General features: G+C 72.8%; 9 protein-coding genes. 5 read left to right on the top strand and 4 right to left on the bottom strand.

Going from position 1 to position 17,104, the window contains the following annotated elements; genetic code table 11:
• Positions 1–6: 6 nt before the first annotated feature.
• Positions 7–2,256 (bottom strand): MMPL family transporter, encoded by a 2,250-nt coding sequence (locus tag AVW11_RS24360; protein ID WP_076045910.1) that lies wholly within the window; start codon positions 2,254–2,256, stop codon positions 7–9.
• Positions 2,257–2,749: 493 nt separating this feature from the next.
• Positions 2,750–3,715 carry an acetylglutamate kinase gene (gene argB, locus AVW11_RS24355; RefSeq protein ID WP_079250763.1) on the bottom strand — a complete coding sequence of 322 codons (966 nt, stop codon included), beginning with the start codon at positions 3,713–3,715 and terminating at the stop codon, positions 2,750–2,752.
• A gap of 419 nt (positions 3,716–4,134) precedes the next feature.
• Between argB and AVW11_RS24350 the strand changes: the two genes are divergently transcribed.
• Positions 4,135–4,371, top strand: coding sequence for an MbtH family protein (locus tag AVW11_RS24350; RefSeq protein ID WP_060180552.1), 237 nt, complete (start codon positions 4,135–4,137; stop codon positions 4,369–4,371).
• Between the two features lie 118 nt (positions 4,372–4,489).
• Here AVW11_RS24350 and AVW11_RS24345 read toward each other — a convergent pair whose 3' ends face one another.
• Positions 4,490–5,848, bottom strand: coding sequence for a lysine N(6)-hydroxylase/L-ornithine N(5)-oxygenase family protein (locus AVW11_RS24345; RefSeq protein ID WP_060180553.1), 1,359 nt, complete (start codon positions 5,846–5,848; stop codon positions 4,490–4,492).
• A 234-nt stretch (positions 5,849–6,082) separates the two neighbouring features.
• Between AVW11_RS24345 and AVW11_RS24340 the strand changes: the two genes are divergently transcribed.
• Entirely contained in the window at positions 6,083–6,730 is a 648-nt protein-coding gene (locus AVW11_RS24340; protein ID WP_060180554.1) for an FMN-binding negative transcriptional regulator, read from the top strand.
• A 110-nt stretch (positions 6,731–6,840) separates the two neighbouring features.
• On the opposite strand, the gene AVW11_RS37820 is transcribed toward AVW11_RS24340, so the two are convergent.
• Positions 6,841–7,653, bottom strand: coding sequence for an LmbU family transcriptional regulator (locus AVW11_RS37820; RefSeq protein ID WP_167389251.1), 813 nt, complete (start codon positions 7,651–7,653; stop codon positions 6,841–6,843).
• 384 nt (positions 7,654–8,037) lie between these two features.
• On the opposite strand from AVW11_RS37820, the gene AVW11_RS24330 reads away from it, so the two are divergent.
• The 3 genes from AVW11_RS24330 to AVW11_RS24320 all read left to right on the top strand — a co-directional run.
• Positions 8,038–9,201: a pyridoxal phosphate-dependent aminotransferase gene (locus AVW11_RS24330; protein ID WP_076045908.1), complete on the top strand. Its 1,164-nt coding sequence runs from the start codon at positions 8,038–8,040 to the stop codon at positions 9,199–9,201.
• 27 nt (positions 9,202–9,228) lie between these two features.
• Positions 9,229–10,419 carry a cytochrome P450 gene (locus AVW11_RS24325; RefSeq protein WP_076045906.1) on the top strand — a complete coding sequence of 397 codons (1,191 nt, stop codon included), beginning with the start codon at positions 9,229–9,231 and terminating at the stop codon, positions 10,417–10,419.
• Between the two features lie 109 nt (positions 10,420–10,528).
• Positions 10,529–17,104, top strand: a 6,576-nt coding sequence (locus AVW11_RS24320; protein WP_143568887.1) for a type I polyketide synthase, incomplete at its 3' end; no start/stop codon positions are given.

Genomic DNA, 17,104 nt, shown 5'->3' with positions numbered 1-17,104 from the left:
CGGGGGTCAGCGCAGGGCGCCGGCCTCCTGCCCGCGGTGCTGCTGGGCGGGCACGGCGGGAGCGGTGCGGCTCAGCTTCTCGCCCTCGACGTCCATGTTGGGCAGCACCCGGTCGAGCCAGCGGGGCAGCCACCAGGCCGAGCGGCCGAGCAGGGCGAACAGGGCGGGCACGAGGGCCATGCGGACCACGAAGGCGTCGAAGAGGACGGCGATGGCGAGGCTGAAGCCGACCATCTTGACGAAGACGTTGTCCTCCATGATGAAGCCGGAGAAGACGCTGACCATGATGATCGCGGCGGCGCCGACCACCCGGCCGCCGTAGCGGAAGCCGGTGACCACCGCCTCCTTGGGCTGCGCCCCGTGGACGTGGGCCTCCCGCATCCGGGTCACGAGGAAGACCTCGTAGTCCATCGCGAGGCCGAACACCACACCGATCATGAAGATCGGCAGCGTGCTCATGATCGGGCCGGGCTGCTCGACGCCGAAGAAGTCTCCGAGCCAGCCCCACTGGAAGACGGCCACGACCGCGCCGAGGGCCGCGCTCACGGAGAGCAGGAAGCCGAGGGCCGCCTTGAGCGGGACGAGCAGCGAGCGGAAGACGAGGACCAGCAGGAGGAAGGCGAGTCCGACGACCAGGCCCAGGTAGGGCAGCATCGCGTCGTCGAGGGTCTGGGAGAAGTCGATGAACAGGGCGGTCTGGCCGGTCACCAGGATCTCGGCGCCGCCGTTGCCCGCCCCGAGGGTGCCCGCGGCGCCCCGGATGTGGCCGACGAGCTCCTCGGTCTCGGTCTCGGTGGGTCCGGTCTTCGGGATGACGGTGAGGACCGCGGTGTCGCCCTTGTCGTTGGGCGTGGCGGGGGTGACGGTGGCGACGCCCTCGATCTTGGCGAGCTCCTTGCCCACGCCGGCGGCGGCGGTAGCGGCGTCCTTGGCCTGGACGGTGACCATCAGCGGCCCGTTGAACCCGGCCCCGAAGGACTCCGACAGCATGTCGTAGGCCTTGCGCTGGGTGGTCTCCGGGGCCATGGTGCCCTCGCCGGGCAGGCCGAGCTGGAGGCTCGCGGCCGGCACCGCGACGGCGCCGAGGCCGACGACGCCGAAGAGGAGGACGACGAGCGGGCGGCGGACCACGAACCGCGCCCAGCGGGTGCCCAGGTTCGGCTTCGGACCCTTGGCGGCCCGCTTGTCGGCCTTGCGCTGCTGGCGCTCGGTGAGGGGCTTGCCGCTGTACTGCTTGCGGTCCCGGCGGGGCATGACCTTGACCGGCGCGAAGCCGAGGAGGGCCGGAACGAAGGTGACCGCGATGAGGACGGCGACGGCGACGGTGCCGGCCGCGGCGAGGCCCATCTTGGTGAGCATCGGGATGTTCACCACGGTGAGGCCGGCGAGGGCGACGATGACGGTGAGGCCGGCGAAGACGACGGCGGAGCCGGCCGTGCCCACTGCCCGTCCCGCCGCGTCCTGGCGCTCACGGCCCTCGGCCATCTCGGAGCGGTAGCGGGAGACGATGAAGAGGGCGTAGTCGATGCCGACCGCGAGGCCGATCATCAGCGCGAGGGTGGACGTCGTGCTGGACAGGCCGAGGGTGCTGCCGAGCGCGGTGATGGCCGCGCCGCCGATGGCGACGCCGAGGATGGCCGTGAGCAGCGGCATGCCCGCGGCGATCATCGAACCGAAGGTGAGGACCAGGACGATCGCGGAGACGAGGATGCCGATGCCCTCGGCGCCGCCGCCCGGCGCTCCGTCGACCTTGACGGCGTCACCGCCGGCCTCGACGACGAGACCGGTGGCCCGGGCGTCCGCGAGCGCCTTGTCGAGGCCGTCGTGGGCCTCGTCGGTCAGCTTGAGCGCGGTCAGCTTGTAGGTGGCGACGGCGTAGGCCGTGGTGCCGTCCTGGCTGATGGCGTTGGTCTTGAAGGGGTCGGACGCGGAGACCACGTCCGGCGCCTTGGCGAGAGCCCCGACGAGGGTCTCGACCTTGGCCTTCTGGGCGGGGTCGGAGAGCTTCTCGCCGCCGGGCGTACGGACCACCACGCGGGCGGTGGCCCCGTCCACGCTCATGGCCGGGAACTTCTCCTTCAGCAGGTCGAAGGCCTTCTGGGACTCCGTACCCGGCATCGAGAACGTATCGGCGGGCGGAGCCGGCGCGGTGGAGGCGGCGAACCCGACCCCGACCAGAACGGCGACCCACAAGAGTGCGACCAAACCGCGTCGCCGGAAGGCGAATCGTCCCACTTTGTAAAGGAAGGTGGCCATAGCGAAAAGAACTCCTGTTTGAATCGGTGGTGCGAGCGGGGTGATTCCGGTCAGGGCGGTCGGCGCGGCCGGCCAGGGGCCTGGACCCGGGGCGGGCCGGTGGGGCGAAGTCCGTGACGGCGGGATCAGGGAAGGCGGGTCGGGGTGGCGGCGCCGGGATCGATCGGCGCCGCTTCCGTGACGCCATCATGGCACATCCATGGCGCCACTGTCGCGCCATTTCTGAGCCACGTGGCGGGAGCGGCTGAATAGAGTCGGTTGCGCGACGTCCGGACGGGGCGCTCGGCGGCGCCGCCCGGACCGCACCGACCTGGGCGTGCGAGGCCGCGGACGGACCCGATTCCGGTGACCGGCCGGGCGCCGCAGGGTGGTTGGTATCGGCCACGCTCCCTCACGGGCCCCTGCCCCACAGGGTGGCGCCGGGTGAAGCCATGAGGAGCCACAGTGGCGCCACCATGGCGGGCCGGTAACCGGTCCCGAGCGGCCGACCCGCTCACAGCCGCATCCCCGCGCGGTCCCGATCCGCCCGATCCGCCCGGCCCGGCTCCGGGGTCGGCTCCGGGGCCGACTCCGGCTCCGGGTCCGGCACGATCACCGTGCCCACGCCCTCGTCCGTGAACATCTCCAGCAGGACCGCGTGCGGTACCCGCCCGTCGATCACGCGTGCGGTGCCGACACCGCCCCGCACGGCGTGCAGGCAGCCGGTCATCTTGGGGACCATCCCGTCGGCGAGCTCCGGCAGCAGCTTCTCCAGCTCGCGGGCGGTGAGCCGGGCGATGACCTCCCCGCCGGCCGGCCAGCCCGCGTACAGGCCCTCGACGTCGGTGAGCATCACGAGCGCCTGCGCGCGCAGCGCGGTGGCCAGTGCGGCCGCCGCCGTGTCGGCGTTGACGTTGTAGACGTGGCCGTCCTCGGCGCTGCGGGCGACGGAGGAGACGACCGGAATGCGACCGTCCGCGAGCAGTGCCTCGATGGCTCCGGTGTCCACCCGGGTGATGTCGCCGACCCGGCCTATGTCCACCGGTTCGCCGTCGACCCACGGCACGTGCCGGACCGCGGTGAGGGTGTCGGCGTCCTCGCCGGTCATTCCGACGGCCAGCGGACCGTTCGCGTTGATCAGTCCGACGAGTTCGCGCTGGACCTGCCCGGCGAGCACCATCCGGACGACGTCCATCGCGGGAGCCGAGGTGACCCGCAGGCCCGCCTTGAACTCGCTCGCCAGGCCGCGCCGTTCGAGCTCGGCTCCGATCTGCGGGCCGCCGCCGTGGACGACCACGGGCCGCAGCCCGGCGTAGCGCAGGAAGACGACGTCGCGGGCGAATGCGGCGGTCAGCTGCTCGTCGACCATGGCGTGCCCGCCCAGCTTGATGACGACGGTGCGGTTCTGGTGGCGGGTCAGCCAGGGCAGCGCCTCGCAGACGGACCGCGCCTTCTCCAGGGCGGTCCACCGGCTGGGCATCGTGAGAACCTCGTGCGCAGGGGGAAGAGAACGGCCGGCCGCGCTGGCGACGCTCATCGGCACCACTCCTTCTGTGGAGGACTCGGTTCCCGGGGACGTGAAGGACCACGGCACGGGGCCGTGGTCGCCCGTCCAGCATTGCGCGCGAGAAGCCGCGAAAGGAAGCCCGTTTCCCGGAACTCAGGCAGAACGCCGGAAATTTGGGGCAGGGTGTTCGGAGCCGTCCCGTCAACAGGACGGCGGGCGAAGCGCATCGACGGGACCGGTGGGTGCCGCAACGGCACACCGGTCTCCACGGGGCGCCCGAAAGGTGCCATGATCGGGCACGGCGGTCTCGCCAACTCCATCCCCATTAATGGATGACGGTCCGTTTCCCGTCCGGGAATCGGAGCGTGAACGGCTTGAATTGGAGTGGATGCATGAGCAGCAACCCGTTCGACGACGCCGACGGCCGGTTCTACGTCTTGGTGAACGACGAGGAGCAGCATTCGCTGTGGCCGTCGTTCGCCGAGATCCCCGCCGGCTGGCGCGTCGTATTCGGCGAGGAAAGCCGCCAGCTGTGCCTGGAGCACGTCGAGGCGAACTGGACCGACCTGCGGCCGAAGAGCCTGCGCGAGGCAATGGCCGCGGACCGGGTTTCCGCCGACGCCGCATGAAGTGAATCCGGTGTTCCGCGCATTGCGCGGAAGGGCCGGTGAAAGCCGAAGGGTGGGCCCCGGTGCTGGACGGACAGCACCGGGGCCCACCCTTCGGCCGTGCCGGGGGAGAATCCGGTCAGGCCCGGACCGCCGCGCCCGCGGCCTCGACGGCTCGCTCGCCGGCCAGTTCCTGCTCGGCCCTGCGCAGGACGATGGAGTCGGCGATCTCCCCGCTGCGCACGGCAATGTTCGACAGCAGGGACGACGACAGGCCGTGGGTGTGCTCGGTGCCGCCCTGAAGGTAGATCCCGCAGGTCAGCCCCGACGCGGTGACGAGGCGGTAGTCGCGCTCCACCCGGTGCCGGCCGGCCTCGTCCCGCAGGAAGTGCCGGTCGAAGTCGCCGAGCAGGCCGGCCGGGTCCATGCCCTCGTAGCCGGTCGCGAAGACGAGCGCGTCGACGTCCAGCTCCTGCGGCTCGCTGTCGAGCAGCGACGTGAGGGTGAGCCGCGTCTCGTTGCCGACCCTGGCGACGTCGGCCACCCGGGTCAGGTTGAGGAAGTGCAGCCGCTTGTGGCCGCGCACCTCCTCCTCGTACGAGCGCTGGTGCAGGTCGCGGATCACCTCGTCGTCGACGACGGAGTAGTTCGTGTTGCGGTGGTAGTGCCAGAAGGCCTCCCGCGCCTGGTCGGTGCCGAAGTAGTACTCGTCGACGGCGGCCGGGTCGAACACCTGGTTGGCGAAGGGTGTGTCGTCCGCGACGGAGTAGCCGTAGGACGGGATGACCGCGCTGACGCGCGCGTGCGGGAGCATGTCGTACAGGAACCGGGTGATCTCGGCGGCGCTCTGGCCGGCGCCGACCACCGCCACGCTCTTGAGCTCGTTCGGGTCCAGGCCGCGGAACCGCTCCAGGAACTCGGAGCTGTGCCAAACCCGTTCGTCGGCGCTCACCCCGGCCGGCAGGCGGGGCACCAGGCCGGTCGATATGGCCACGTTGCGCGCCCTGACCACCCTGACGCCGCCACCGGCGCCCCGCACCTCCAGGAGGAGGTGGTCGGGGGATCCGGACCCGGTGTCCCCGGCGGGCCGGATCGCGGTGACCTCGGATCCGTAGGACACGCGGTCGGCGAGGCCCGCCGCCGCCCATTCCAGGTACTGGTGGAATTCCTGCCGGGTCGGGAAGAAGTCCTGGTTGTTGACGAACTGCACCAGTCGCCCGGCCGCGTGCAGATACGAAACGAAACTGAACCTGGACACCGGATTGCGGAAGGTGGCCAGGTCCTTCAGGAACGAGATCTGCATGGTCGTCGACGGCAGCAGCATATTGCGGTGCCAGCCGAACGACGCCTGGCGCTCGAAGAACGCGGCCTTGACCGGACGGTCCGGAACGTTGGCCCGGTGCTCTTCCAGAGCGATTGCGAGCGACAGGTTGGACGGGCCGAAGCCGATGCCCACCACGTCGTGAATCTCGTGTTCATGCGTACTCGTTGTACCCATAGACAATTCTCCCGCTAGCGTCTTGGAATCTCGACCGGTGTTCCGGGAGACCTTTATTCAGTATTGCGCCGGAGAACGTCCCGGCGCCAACCTGAAGTCACCAACAAAGCAATCCGAACGGCCTTTGCGCGAACCGAATACCGAAGACCCGTGTCCCGGTGACAGGACGGATGTACGGTCGGTCCGGATTTCCATGTGTTCGCGCGCGGCGCCGACTGAAAGGGTGAATCCCGGATGTTCGTCCCCAGTAACTACCGTGAACCGGACCGTTCATGGATGACAGATCTGATGCGCGACAATCCCTTGGCGCTGGCGGTGATCAACGGGACCGCCGAGGACGGCCCGTTCGCCACGCATCTGCCGGTCATCGCCGATCCGAGGGCGAACGAGGAATGGGCGCCGGACCTTTCGGGTGCCAGGCTGCTCGGACACATGAACAAGGCCAATCCGCACTGGGCGGCCATGAAGACCGGCGGCGTCGTCCTGCTGACCTTCACCGGCCCGCATTCCTATGTCTCCCCGACGGTGTACGAGAAATCACCGGCGGCCCCGACGTGGGATTTCACCTCGGTGCACGTGCGCGGTGTGGTGGAGAAGATCGAATCGAGCGAGGAGACGATGGACGTCGTGCAGTCCACCGTGCGCGCCTTCGAGGAGGCGAAGTTCGGTTCGGGCTGGGACATGACCGACTCGATCGGCTACTTCCACCAGCTCCTGCCGGCCGTGGGCGCCTTCCGGATCACGGTGACCGGAGCCGAGGGCATGTTCAAACTCAGCCAGGAACAGCCCGCCGAGGTGCGCGGGCGGGTGCTGGACTCCTTCACCCACAGCGGGTGCACGCGCCAGCGCGACACGGCCGACCTCATGCGGCAGCTGCCCTGACCGGCCGGACGGGGCCCGGGGGCCTCGGCTCCCGGGCCCCTCAGGGCCCGCACTCCCCCGCGGAGTGCGGGCCCTGCGGGCCGTGCGGGCCTGCGTCGTGCGCGCGGTGCTCAGGCATCGAGGGCCGGTCCTTCGCGCTCCCCCGTCCCCGCGGGCGGCTTCGGCCCTTCGATCTCCAAGGGCCCCCCGGTCCCCGGCCGCCCGCCGGACGCGGCCGCAGCCATGAGCTCCGCCGGCCCGTCCGCGGCGGCCTCCAGCCTGCCGAGCTCCGCCAGGGCCTGCTTCGCCGCGCTGTCCAGGGTGACGAGCACCCACCGCTCGAAGTCGACGCCCGCCTGCTCGGCCGCCTTGTGCCACCACTCCAGGCGGCTGCCCGGCACTTCCAGCCTGCGCGTCGGCTCCGCGGGGACCCGGACCCGGTCCTGGCTCTCGCGCGCGGCACGGATGGCGCTGCGCAGCTGCTTGGTGGTCCACCGGCGCTGCTCGGCGCGATCGAGCCAGGTCTCCTGCTCGTCGTGCGGCAGGGACGCCAGCTCCGCGTGGTGCTGGAAGCTGAGGGAGCCCCGCCGTCGGCTGAAGTCGAACCGGCGCGAGACCCAGGCGTAGTTGCGCAGGGTCTGGTACTGGAGCCCCGCGGCCCGGATCCCGCGCTGGTAGCGGTCGGTGTAGTGGTCCTTCCCGTACACGAGCCAGTCGCCCAGCCACCACGAGGAGGAATCCACGATTCCGGACAGTTGGCGGCCGGCCTTCTCCCAGTCGTCGAAGGACATCCCCGCAGGCATCTGCAGTCCCACCTTGGTGGTCAGCACCTGGCCGCGCCGCGGATCCTCGCCCACGCCCCTGCGCGCCCTCGGTGTCGCCTCGGGGCCCGTAGGGGGCCGACCCGTTCTCGATCCCTCGATGTCGCCGACCTGAATCGCCATCGTGCCTCCACGTGAAGGGGCCAACAGAACAGGTGTGGAGGCTCGCAGCACGTGCTAAAGGCGCGCCAAAGCCGCCCGCGCCGCACCTCGCCGCGCCCTTGCCGTCCCGTCGACGGGACGGGAACAAGCGACCCATCGAACAACTGAACAGCCTTTGTCCGCTGTCGGTTGCCGTTCTGTTCTCCGCCTCCCGGGCGGCAGGTATGTTCATTCTCGGCCAGAGTTTCTCCGCAGCGGCTCGGCAGAATTCCCATCGCCGCCGGCTCGGCTTTCCACGAGGCACCAGAGGTAAAGCGGAACGGCTACGGCCATTTTCTCCGCGTCCGCACTGCGCCTCCCTATTCATCTCATTCAGTCGATTCGGCATGAGCAGGAGGATCGGAAATGACGCACTCACGGGCCCACAGGCCGCCCGTCTCGTCGCGTGCGGCGAGGCTCAAGGGCAGCGGGCTGACCGAGGTGTTCATGCTGGCGCGGACCCGCGACGCCGTCGATCTGGCGGTCGGCACCCCCGGCCATCCCGAGACCTCCGCGGACATGATCGAGGAGGCGGCCCGCGCCATGCGGGCCGGCCACAACCAGTACGAGCACCCCAACGGGGACGCGGCGCTGCGGCAGCGGATCGCGGAGTCCCTCGGCGGCCCCACCGACCCGGACACCGAGATCACCGTCACCGCGGGCGCGACGGAGGCCCTCTTCGTCGCACTGCTGGCGACCGTCGATCCCGGCGACGAGGTCGTCCTCCTCGACCCCGGCTTCGACCACTTCACCGCAGCCGTCGAACTGACCGGGGCCGTACCCCGCTACGTACGGCTGCACGCGCCCGAGTGGCGCTTCGACCCCGCCGAGCTGGCCGCCGCCTTCTCCCCCCGGACCCGGGCCGTCGTCCTGAACACCCCCGGCAACCCGACCGGACGCGTCCTCACCCGCCAGGAACTGGGCGAGATAGCCGAGTTGTGCGAGCGGTGGGACGTCACCGTGATCTCCGACGAGGTCTACCGCGCCTTCGTCTTCGACGGCCGCACGCATCTGTCCGTGGCCGACGTACCCGGGCTGGCCGAGCGCAGCATCGTCGTCGGATCCCTGTCCAAGAGCCACGCCGTCAGCGGATGGCGCCTGGGCTTCCTGCGCTCCGACCCCGTGCGCACGGCTGCCCTGCGCCAGGTGCACGAGCTCACCACGCTGGGCGCCGCGGTCCCCCTCCAGGTGGCCGCCGGACGCACCGCCCACGGCATCGACCTGGCGGTCGCCGCGGCCGAGATGGCCGACCGGCGCGACCTCGCCCAGGACGTCTTCTCCCGTGCGGGCATGAAGTTCACCCCCGCGGAGGGCGGTTGCTTCCTCTTCGCCGACATCTCCCCGCTCACCGGCGGCCGGCAGGGCAGCCTCGGCTTCGTCCGCGAACTCCTGGACCGCACGGGGGTGCTGGTGGTGCCCGGGACACCTTTCTTCGCCGACCCCGCCGCCGGTGAGAGCTACGTGCGCATCGCGTTCAACCGGCCGATCGCGGTGCTGCGCGAGGCCGAGCGCCGGCTTTTGAGCACCTGACCGCCGACCACAACGGGGAGGAAAGGCATGAAGCACCGCAGCGCTGGCCCGCTGGGCCCGCTTCCGGAGTTCCTCGGTCAGTACGTGGCCGCGGAGGGGCACGTTCCGGACGGCATCGACGTCGTCCCGTTCTTCACGCCCGCCGGCGACAAGATGTGGCTGGTGTGCGACTACGCGCTGGCCCGCCGGGTCCTGACGGACAGGAGGTTCAGCCGTGCCGAGGCCGTCGCGCCGCAGGCGCCGAAGCTCAACGACGCCCAGCCCGTGCCGAATTCCATGATGAGCATGGACGGAGCGGATCACTCCAGGCTGCGGCGCGTCGTGACCAAGGCGTTCACCACCGGCCGCACCGCCGCCATGGCACCGGCCGTCGAGGAGCTCGCCGACCGCCACCTCGACGCCCTGGAGGCGTCGGGCCCCGGCACCGACCTCATCGAGGCGCTCGTCGCACCGCTGCCGCTGGCCGTCCTGTGCTCGCTGCTCGGCGTACCGCCCGAGGACGCCACCCGCTTCCGCGACTGGGTCGAGGTGCTGTTCGACATCTCGGCCAGCACCCCGCAGGAGAAGGCCCGCCGCCGCCTCGAACTCATCGACTACATGGCCGACCTGATCGACCGCAAACGCCGCCGCCCGCAGGACGACCTGCTCACCTCCATGATCGCGGCGCACGAGCAGGGCGACCTGTCCATGGGAGAGCTGCTCACCATGGGGCTCACCCTGCTGATGGCCGGCTACGAGACCGTCGTCGGGCAGCTCGGCCTGTCCGTGCACGCCCTGCTCCACGACCCGGCCGCGTACGGGGAGGTGTGCGGGCAGCCCGACCGGCTGGCGCCCACGGTCGAGGAGCTGCTCCGGCTGACCCCTTCCACCCCGATCAGCTTCCCCCGGGTGGCGGTGGAACCCGTACCGCTCGGCAGCGTCACCGTCCAGGCCGGGGAGGGCGTCATCGTCTCCCTGCTGCACGGCAACCGCGACGGCAGGACGTTCCCGGAGCCCGGGCTGCTGGATCCGCAGGGGCGCGACGCCGCCCACCTGACCTTCGGCCACGGCGTCCACCGCTGTCTCGGCGCCCCGCTGGCCAGGCTCCAGCTGCAGATCGTGCTGGGGCGCCTCACCCGGCGGTTCCCGACCCTGCGGACGGCCGCGGGGCCCGACGCCGTGGTGTGGAAGGACGGCCTCGGCACGCGCGGTCTGGCCCGGCTGCGCGTGGAGTGGTAGCCGCCGCGCGCGGTCCGGTCGTACAGGCGGGTCGCCTCCCGGGTGTTCCGGGCGGCCCCCTCGAAGTGCTGCTCCCCGGAACACCTTTGGACTTGGAGTGAGGATCCGCATGTCTGTCGAGACCACCCGCCGCGAGGCCGAGTTCGCCGGGACCGCCGGGACCGGTGGGACCACCGGGGAGCCCGTCGCCGTCATCGGGCTGTCCTGCCGCATTCCGGGAGCGGGCGGGCCCGCCGAGGGCTTCGACCCGGCGTTCTTCGGCATCGGACCGGAGGCGGCCGCATCGGTGGACGCGCGGCAGCGGTCCCTGCTGGAACTGTGCTGGGAGGCTCTGGAGGACGCCGGGATCGTACCGGCCTCGCTGCGCGGGGCCGCCGGTACGGGGCTCTTCCTCGGCCCGGACGACGAGGGCGGGGCCGGGGCCGAGTGCCTCGCCGGGAAGGTCGCGGCCGTGTTGGGCCTGGACGGTGTGCACCGGACCGTCCGTGCGGGCGCCGCGTCCGCGCCGGAGGCAGTGCACCTCGCGGCCGAGAGCCTGCGCTGCGGGGAGAGCACGATCGCCCTCGCGGGCACCGCGGACGGCACGGTCGTCGTCCTCAGGCCCCTGCCCCGGGCGCAGGCGCACGGCGACAGGATCCTCGCCGTCCTCGGCGCCACCGGCCCGGCGCCCGATGCCGACGCCGGCCCGGAGGCCGGATCCGGGACCGCTGTCCCGGGCCGGACGGTCACCGAAGGCGAGGAGGCCCACGGACCGGACGCCCCGGGCGCGGGCCCCGCCGAGCTGCCCGGTACCGAACTGCCCGCAGCCGAGCGGCCCGCAGCCGACGGTGACGGCGGCCCCGCCACGACCGCAGCGGGAGCCGGCGGCGCCGGGACCCGGCTCGGCGAGGTGGTGCGGGCGGCCGCGGCCGGGCGGGCCGGGCTGGTCCGGGCGGTCGACGGGGACGGGGTGGTGTGGGCCGTGGAGGTCGGCGTGACGTCCGGCGGCGGTGCACGCGAACGGCTCGCCGACCGGCCGGCCGCCTTCCGGGCCGGTGTGCTGCCGTGGGTGGTCTCCGGGCACACCGCGCAGGCCGAGCGCGCCCGGGCGGGGCAGCTCCTCGCACAGCTCGCCGAGGGCGCCGGCGAACACGCCGACGTCGCCGGCATCGGCCACTCGCTGGCCGTCTCGCGCACCGCGTTCGCCCACCGCTCCGTCCTGCTGGCCGCCACCGGCGCGGAGTTCACGCAGGAGCTGGCCGCGCTCGCCGAGGGCCGCCGCGGACCCGGACGCGTCGGCGGCACCGCCGTGCCACGCGACCGGGCCGTGTTCGTCTTCCCCGGACACGGCGCGCAGTGGCCCGGCATGGCCGCCGACCTGCTCGACGCCTCGGACGTCTTCCTCGCCAGTGTCCGGGCCACCGCCGACGCGCTCGCCCCGTACGTCGACTGGTCCCTGGAGGACGTGCTGCGCGGGGCGCCCGGCGCGCCCGCGCTCGACCGCGTCGACGTCGTCCAGCCCGTCCTGTTCGCGACCTCCTTGGGCCTGGCCGCCCTCTGGCGCTCCTTCGGCATCGAGCCGGCCGCGGTCGTCGGCCACAGCATCGGGGAGATGGCCGCGGCCGTCGTCGCGGGCGGACTGACCCTGCGGGACGGCGCCCGCACCAGCGCGCTCTGCGGCAAGGCCCAGGCCCGGCTCACGGGCCGCGGCTCCATGCTCTCGATCCTGCTGCCCCTCGACGAGGTGCGGGCGAGGATCGCCCCGTACGGCGGACGGCTGGCCGTCGCGGGCGTCAACGGGCCGCGCTCGATCACCGTGGCAGGCGACCTGGACGCCGTCGAGCGGCTCCAGGAGGAGCTCACCGCCGAGGGCGTGCGGGTCAGGCGCGTCGCCATCGACTACGCGGCGCACTCCGCGCACGTCGACGAGATCCACGAGGAGCTGCTGACCGCGCTGGCCCCGATCCGCCCGCGCAAGGGCGGCATCCCCTTCTACTCGGCGCTGACGGGCGCGCTGCTGGACACCCGCTCGCTGGACGCCTCGTACTGGTTCCGCAGCCTGCGCGAGACCGTGCTGTTCGAGAGCTCGGTCCGGTGCGTGGCCGACCACGACCTCTTCGTGGAGATCGGCCCGCACCCGGTGCTGACGCTGCCCCTCGAACAGACCCTGGAGGCAGCCGGGTCCACCGCCGCCGTGGTCGGTTCGCTGCGGCGCGGCGCGGACGGCCCGCACCGCTTCCTGTCCTCCGCGGCCGAGGCGTACGCGCACGGCGCCCCGGTGGACTGGAGCCCCGTCTTCCCCGCGGACACACCGGTCGTCGCCCTGCCCACGTACCCCTTCCGGCTCGACGACGCCGCCACCGGGGCCCCCGCCGGGGCCGGCGGGGGCCCCGAGCGCACGGCCCGGTTCCTGATGGACCTGGTGCGTGCCGAGGCGGCCCTGGTCCTGGGCCGCGGCTCGGGCGCGGACATCGACCCCGTCCGCACCTTCCAGGAGCTCGGGTTCGACTCCGCGACCGCGGTGGAACTGCGCAACCGGCTCGTCGCCGCCACCGGGCTGCGCCTGCCCACGACCCTGCTGTTCGACCGGCCCACCCCGGAGAAGCTGGCCGCCCGGCTCGCCGAGCTCTCCGGGACGGCGCCCGCGCAGCGGCCCGCGTCCCGTGCTGTCGCGCGCCGGGACCACGGCTCCGACGAGCCCATCGCGATCGTCTCCATGGCCTGCCGCTTCCCGGGCGGGGTGGAGTCTCCCGAGGACCTGTGGCGGCTGCTCGTCGAGGAGCGCGACGCCGTTTCCGAGTTCCCCGGCAACCGCGGCTGGGCGCTGGAGACCCTCTTCGACGGGGACCCCGACCGCGCGGGCACCTCGTACACCCGCCGGGGCGGGTTCCTGCACGACGTCGACCGGTTCGACGCCGAGTTCTTCGGGATCAGCCCGCGCGAGGCCACGGCCATGGACCCGCAGCAGCGCATGGTGCTGGAGACCGTGTGGGAGGCCGTGGAGCGCGCCGGGATCGATCCGGCGGCGCTGCGCGGCAGCGGTACCGGCGTGTACGTCGGCGCCATGGCGCAGGACTACGGTCCGCGGCTGCACGAGGCGGGCGAGGGCGTCGGCGGCTACCTGCTGACCGGCACGTACACGAGCGTGGTCTCCGGCCGCGCCTCCTACACCCTCGGCCTGGAGGGCCCGGCCGTCACCGTCGACACGGCGTGCTCGGCCTCGCTGGTGGCGCTGCACACGGCCGCCCAGGCGCTGCGGGCCGGCGAATGCGAACTGGCCCTGGCCGGCGGTGTGACGGTGATGGCGACCCCCGGCATGTTCGTGGAGTTCAGCCGCCAGCGCGGACTGTCGGCGGACGGCCGCTGCAAGTCGTTCGCGGAGGCCGCGGACGGTACGGGCTGGGGCGAGGGCGTCGGCATGCTGCTGCTGGAGCGGCTCTCCGACGCGCGGCGCAACGGACACGAGGTCCTCGCGGTCATCCGCGGCTCGGCCGTCAACCAGGACGGCGCCAGCAACGGACTCACCGCCCCCAGCGGCCCCTCCCAGGAGCGGGTCATCCGTGAGGCGCTCGCCGCCTGCGGCCTGTCGGCCGCGGACGTCGACGCGGTCGAGGCGCACGGTACGGGCACCCGGCTCGGCGACCCCATCGAGGCCCAGGCGATCCTGGCCACCTACGGCCAGGACCGTGCCCCCGGCCGCCCGCTGTTCCTGGGCTCGTTGAAGTCGAACATCGGGCACACGCAGGCCGCGGCCGGCGCGGGCGGTGTCATCAAGATGGTCATGGCGATCCGCAACGGCCTGCTGCCGCGCACCCTGCACGTGGACACCCCGACCTCGCACGTGGACTGGTCGAGCGGCGCGGTGTCGCTGCTGACCGAGGCCACACCGTGGCCGGAGGCCGACCGGCCTCGCCGCGCCGGCGTGTCCTCGTTCGGTGTCAGCGGCACCAACGCCCACCTCGTGCTGGAGCAGGCCGAGGAGCCGCAGGCGCCGGAGCCGGAGCCGGGGTCGGAGCCGGGTTCGGAGCCGGGGTCGGAGCCGGGGTCCGCCGAAGCCTCACCCGTCCCCTTCCTCGTGTCCGCGAAGACCGACCAGGCGCTGCGGGCGCAGGCCGGCAGGCTGCTGGACCACCTGCGCGACAACCCCGGCGTCCGGCTCACGGACATCGGCCACTCCCTCGCCGTGGGCCGCGCCCACTTCGACCGGCGTGCCGCGGTGGTCGCCGGCGACCGCGCGGAGCTGGAGCAGGGTTTGCGGGCACTGGTCGACGGCGCCACCGCCCGTGGCGTGGTCACCGGGCAGAGCCGGCCGGCGGCCCGCCCCGTGTTCGTCTTCCCGGGCCAGGGCGCACAGTGGGTGGGCATGGCGGCCGGCCTGCTGGAATCCTCCCCGGTGTTCGCCGACCGGATGGCCGAGTGCGCGGCGGCCCTGGAGCCGCATGTGGACTGGTCGCTCCTGGACGTCGTGCGGGGCGCGCAGGGGGCTCCCGGTTTCGAGCGCGTGGACGTCGTACAGCCCGTCCTGTGGTCCGTGATGGTGTCCCTGGCCGCGGTGTGGCGCTCGCTGGGGGTCGAACCGGCCGCGGTGATCGGCCACTCGCAGGGCGAGATCGCGGCGGCGTGCGTGGCCGGGGTCCTGAGCGTCGAGGACGCGGCCCGGGTGGTGGCGCTGCGCAGCCGCGCGCTGACCGTGCTGTCGGGCCGCGGCGGCATGATGTCCGTGGCCCAGCCCGCCGCGTGGGTTCGCGAGCGGATCGGCGCCTGGCAGGGCAGGATCTCCGTCGCCGCGGTCAACGGCCCGGCCCAGACCGTGGTCTCCGGGGATCCGGAGGCCCTGCGCGAGTTCCTCGCCCAGGCCAAGGAGCAGGGGGCGCGGGCCCGTCTCGTCGACGTGGACTACGCCTCCCACTCGGCCCATGTGGAAGAGCTGGAGGCTGAGCTGGCGCAGCTCCTCGCCGGGATCGAGGCGGGTCCGGGGGACGTGCCGGTCTACTCGTCGCTGACCGGTGCGCTGCTGCTCGACGCGCGTGTGATGGGCGCCGGGTACTGGTACCAGAACCTGCGCGAGACCGTGCAGTTCGAGCAGGCGGTCGGGGAGCTCCTCGCCGCCGGGCACCACACCTTCATCGAGGTCAGCCCGCACCCGGTGCTCACCATCGGGGTGCAGGCGGCCCTCGACGAGGCGGGTGTGCGGGGCACGGCCCTGGGCACGCTGCGCCGCGACGAGGACGAGGCCGGGCGGCTGCTGCTCGCGCTCGGCGAGGCCCACTGCCACGGCATCGCGGTGGACTGGTCCGCCGTGTTCGCCGGTACGGGCGCCCGGCGGGTCCAGTTGCCGACGTACGCCTTCCAGCGGACCCGGTTCTGGCTCGACACCCCGGTCACGGCGGAGGATCCGTCCGGGCTGGGCCTCACCCCGGCGGAGCACCCGCTGCTGGGTGCGGTGACCAGCCTCGCCGACCGTGAGGGCGTGCTGTTCACGGGCCGCGTGTCACGCCGTACCCACCCGTGGGTCGTGGACCACGCGGTCGTCGGCACGGTCCTGCTGCCCGGCACCGCCCTCGTCGACATGGCCGTCTCCGCGGGCGACCGCTTCGGCCACGACCGGCTCCAGGAGCTGGTGCTGGAGGCGCCGCTGCTCGTCCCCGAGGACGGGGGCGTCCACCTCCAGGTCGCGCTCGGTCCGGCCGGGGAGTCGGGCACCCGGTCCGTCACCGTCCACTCCCGTCTTGAGGGCGCGGGCGACGCGGAGTGGACCCGGCACGCCTCGGGCGTACTGGCCGCCGGCGAGCACCCCGTCCCGGCGGCGGCGCCGGTCTGGCCGCCGCAGGGCGCGCGGCCGGTCCCGCTCGACGACGTCTACGAGCGCCTTGCGGACCGCGGTTACGAGTACGGGCCGGTCTTCCAGGGCCTGGGCCGGGCCTGGCTGGCGGGCGAGGAGCGGTTCGCGGAGGTGTCCCTCACACCGGAACAGCACGCCGACGCCTCGGCCTTCGCCATCCACCCGGCGCTCCTCGACGCGGCCCTGCACGCGATGCTGCTCGGTGACGGCACCGAGCTGACCATCCCGTTCTCCTTCAGCGGGGTCACCCTGCACGCCGCGGGTGCGACCGCGCTGCGCGTGCACGTGGTTCCGGTCGACGCGAACACCGCCTCGCTGACGGCGACGGACCCCGAGGGCCGGCCCGTCGTCACGATCGACTCGATCACGCTGCGTCCGGCCGGCGACCTCCGTGCCGCGCGGAGCACGGGCGCGGGGCAGGGCTCCGGGCTGCACCGGCTGGTGTGGAAGCCCGTCCCGCAGGCGTCCGTGGAGACTTCGGCGGGGCTGTGGGCCGTGCTGGGGTCCGACCCGCACGGGCTGGCGGCGGCCGTCTCGGGCGACACGTACGCCGACGTCGCCGAACTGCGGACGGCTCTGGGCGACGGCGCCCAACTGCCCTCGTTCATCGCCGTGTCGGAGAGCTTCGCGGACGTGCACGAAGCGGTCCAGGACACCCTCGCCGTCCTCCAGGAACTCCTCACCGACACCACCCTCGACTCCACCCGGATCATCATCCTCACCCGCCGAGCCACCGCCCTCACCACCGACGAAGACATCCACGACCTCCCCGCCTCAGCCCTCACCGGCCTCATCCGCACCGCACAGAACGAATACCCCCACCGCATCACCCTCCTCGACATCGACGACACCGACCACCTCGCC

This window comes from Streptomyces amritsarensis, assembly GCF_001953875.1.
GTDB lineage: Bacteria > Actinomycetota > Actinomycetes > Streptomycetales > Streptomycetaceae > Streptomyces > Streptomyces amritsarensis.
Note: the sequence above shows the minus strand (reverse complement) of the source record. Positions and strands in the feature narration are given on the sequence as shown.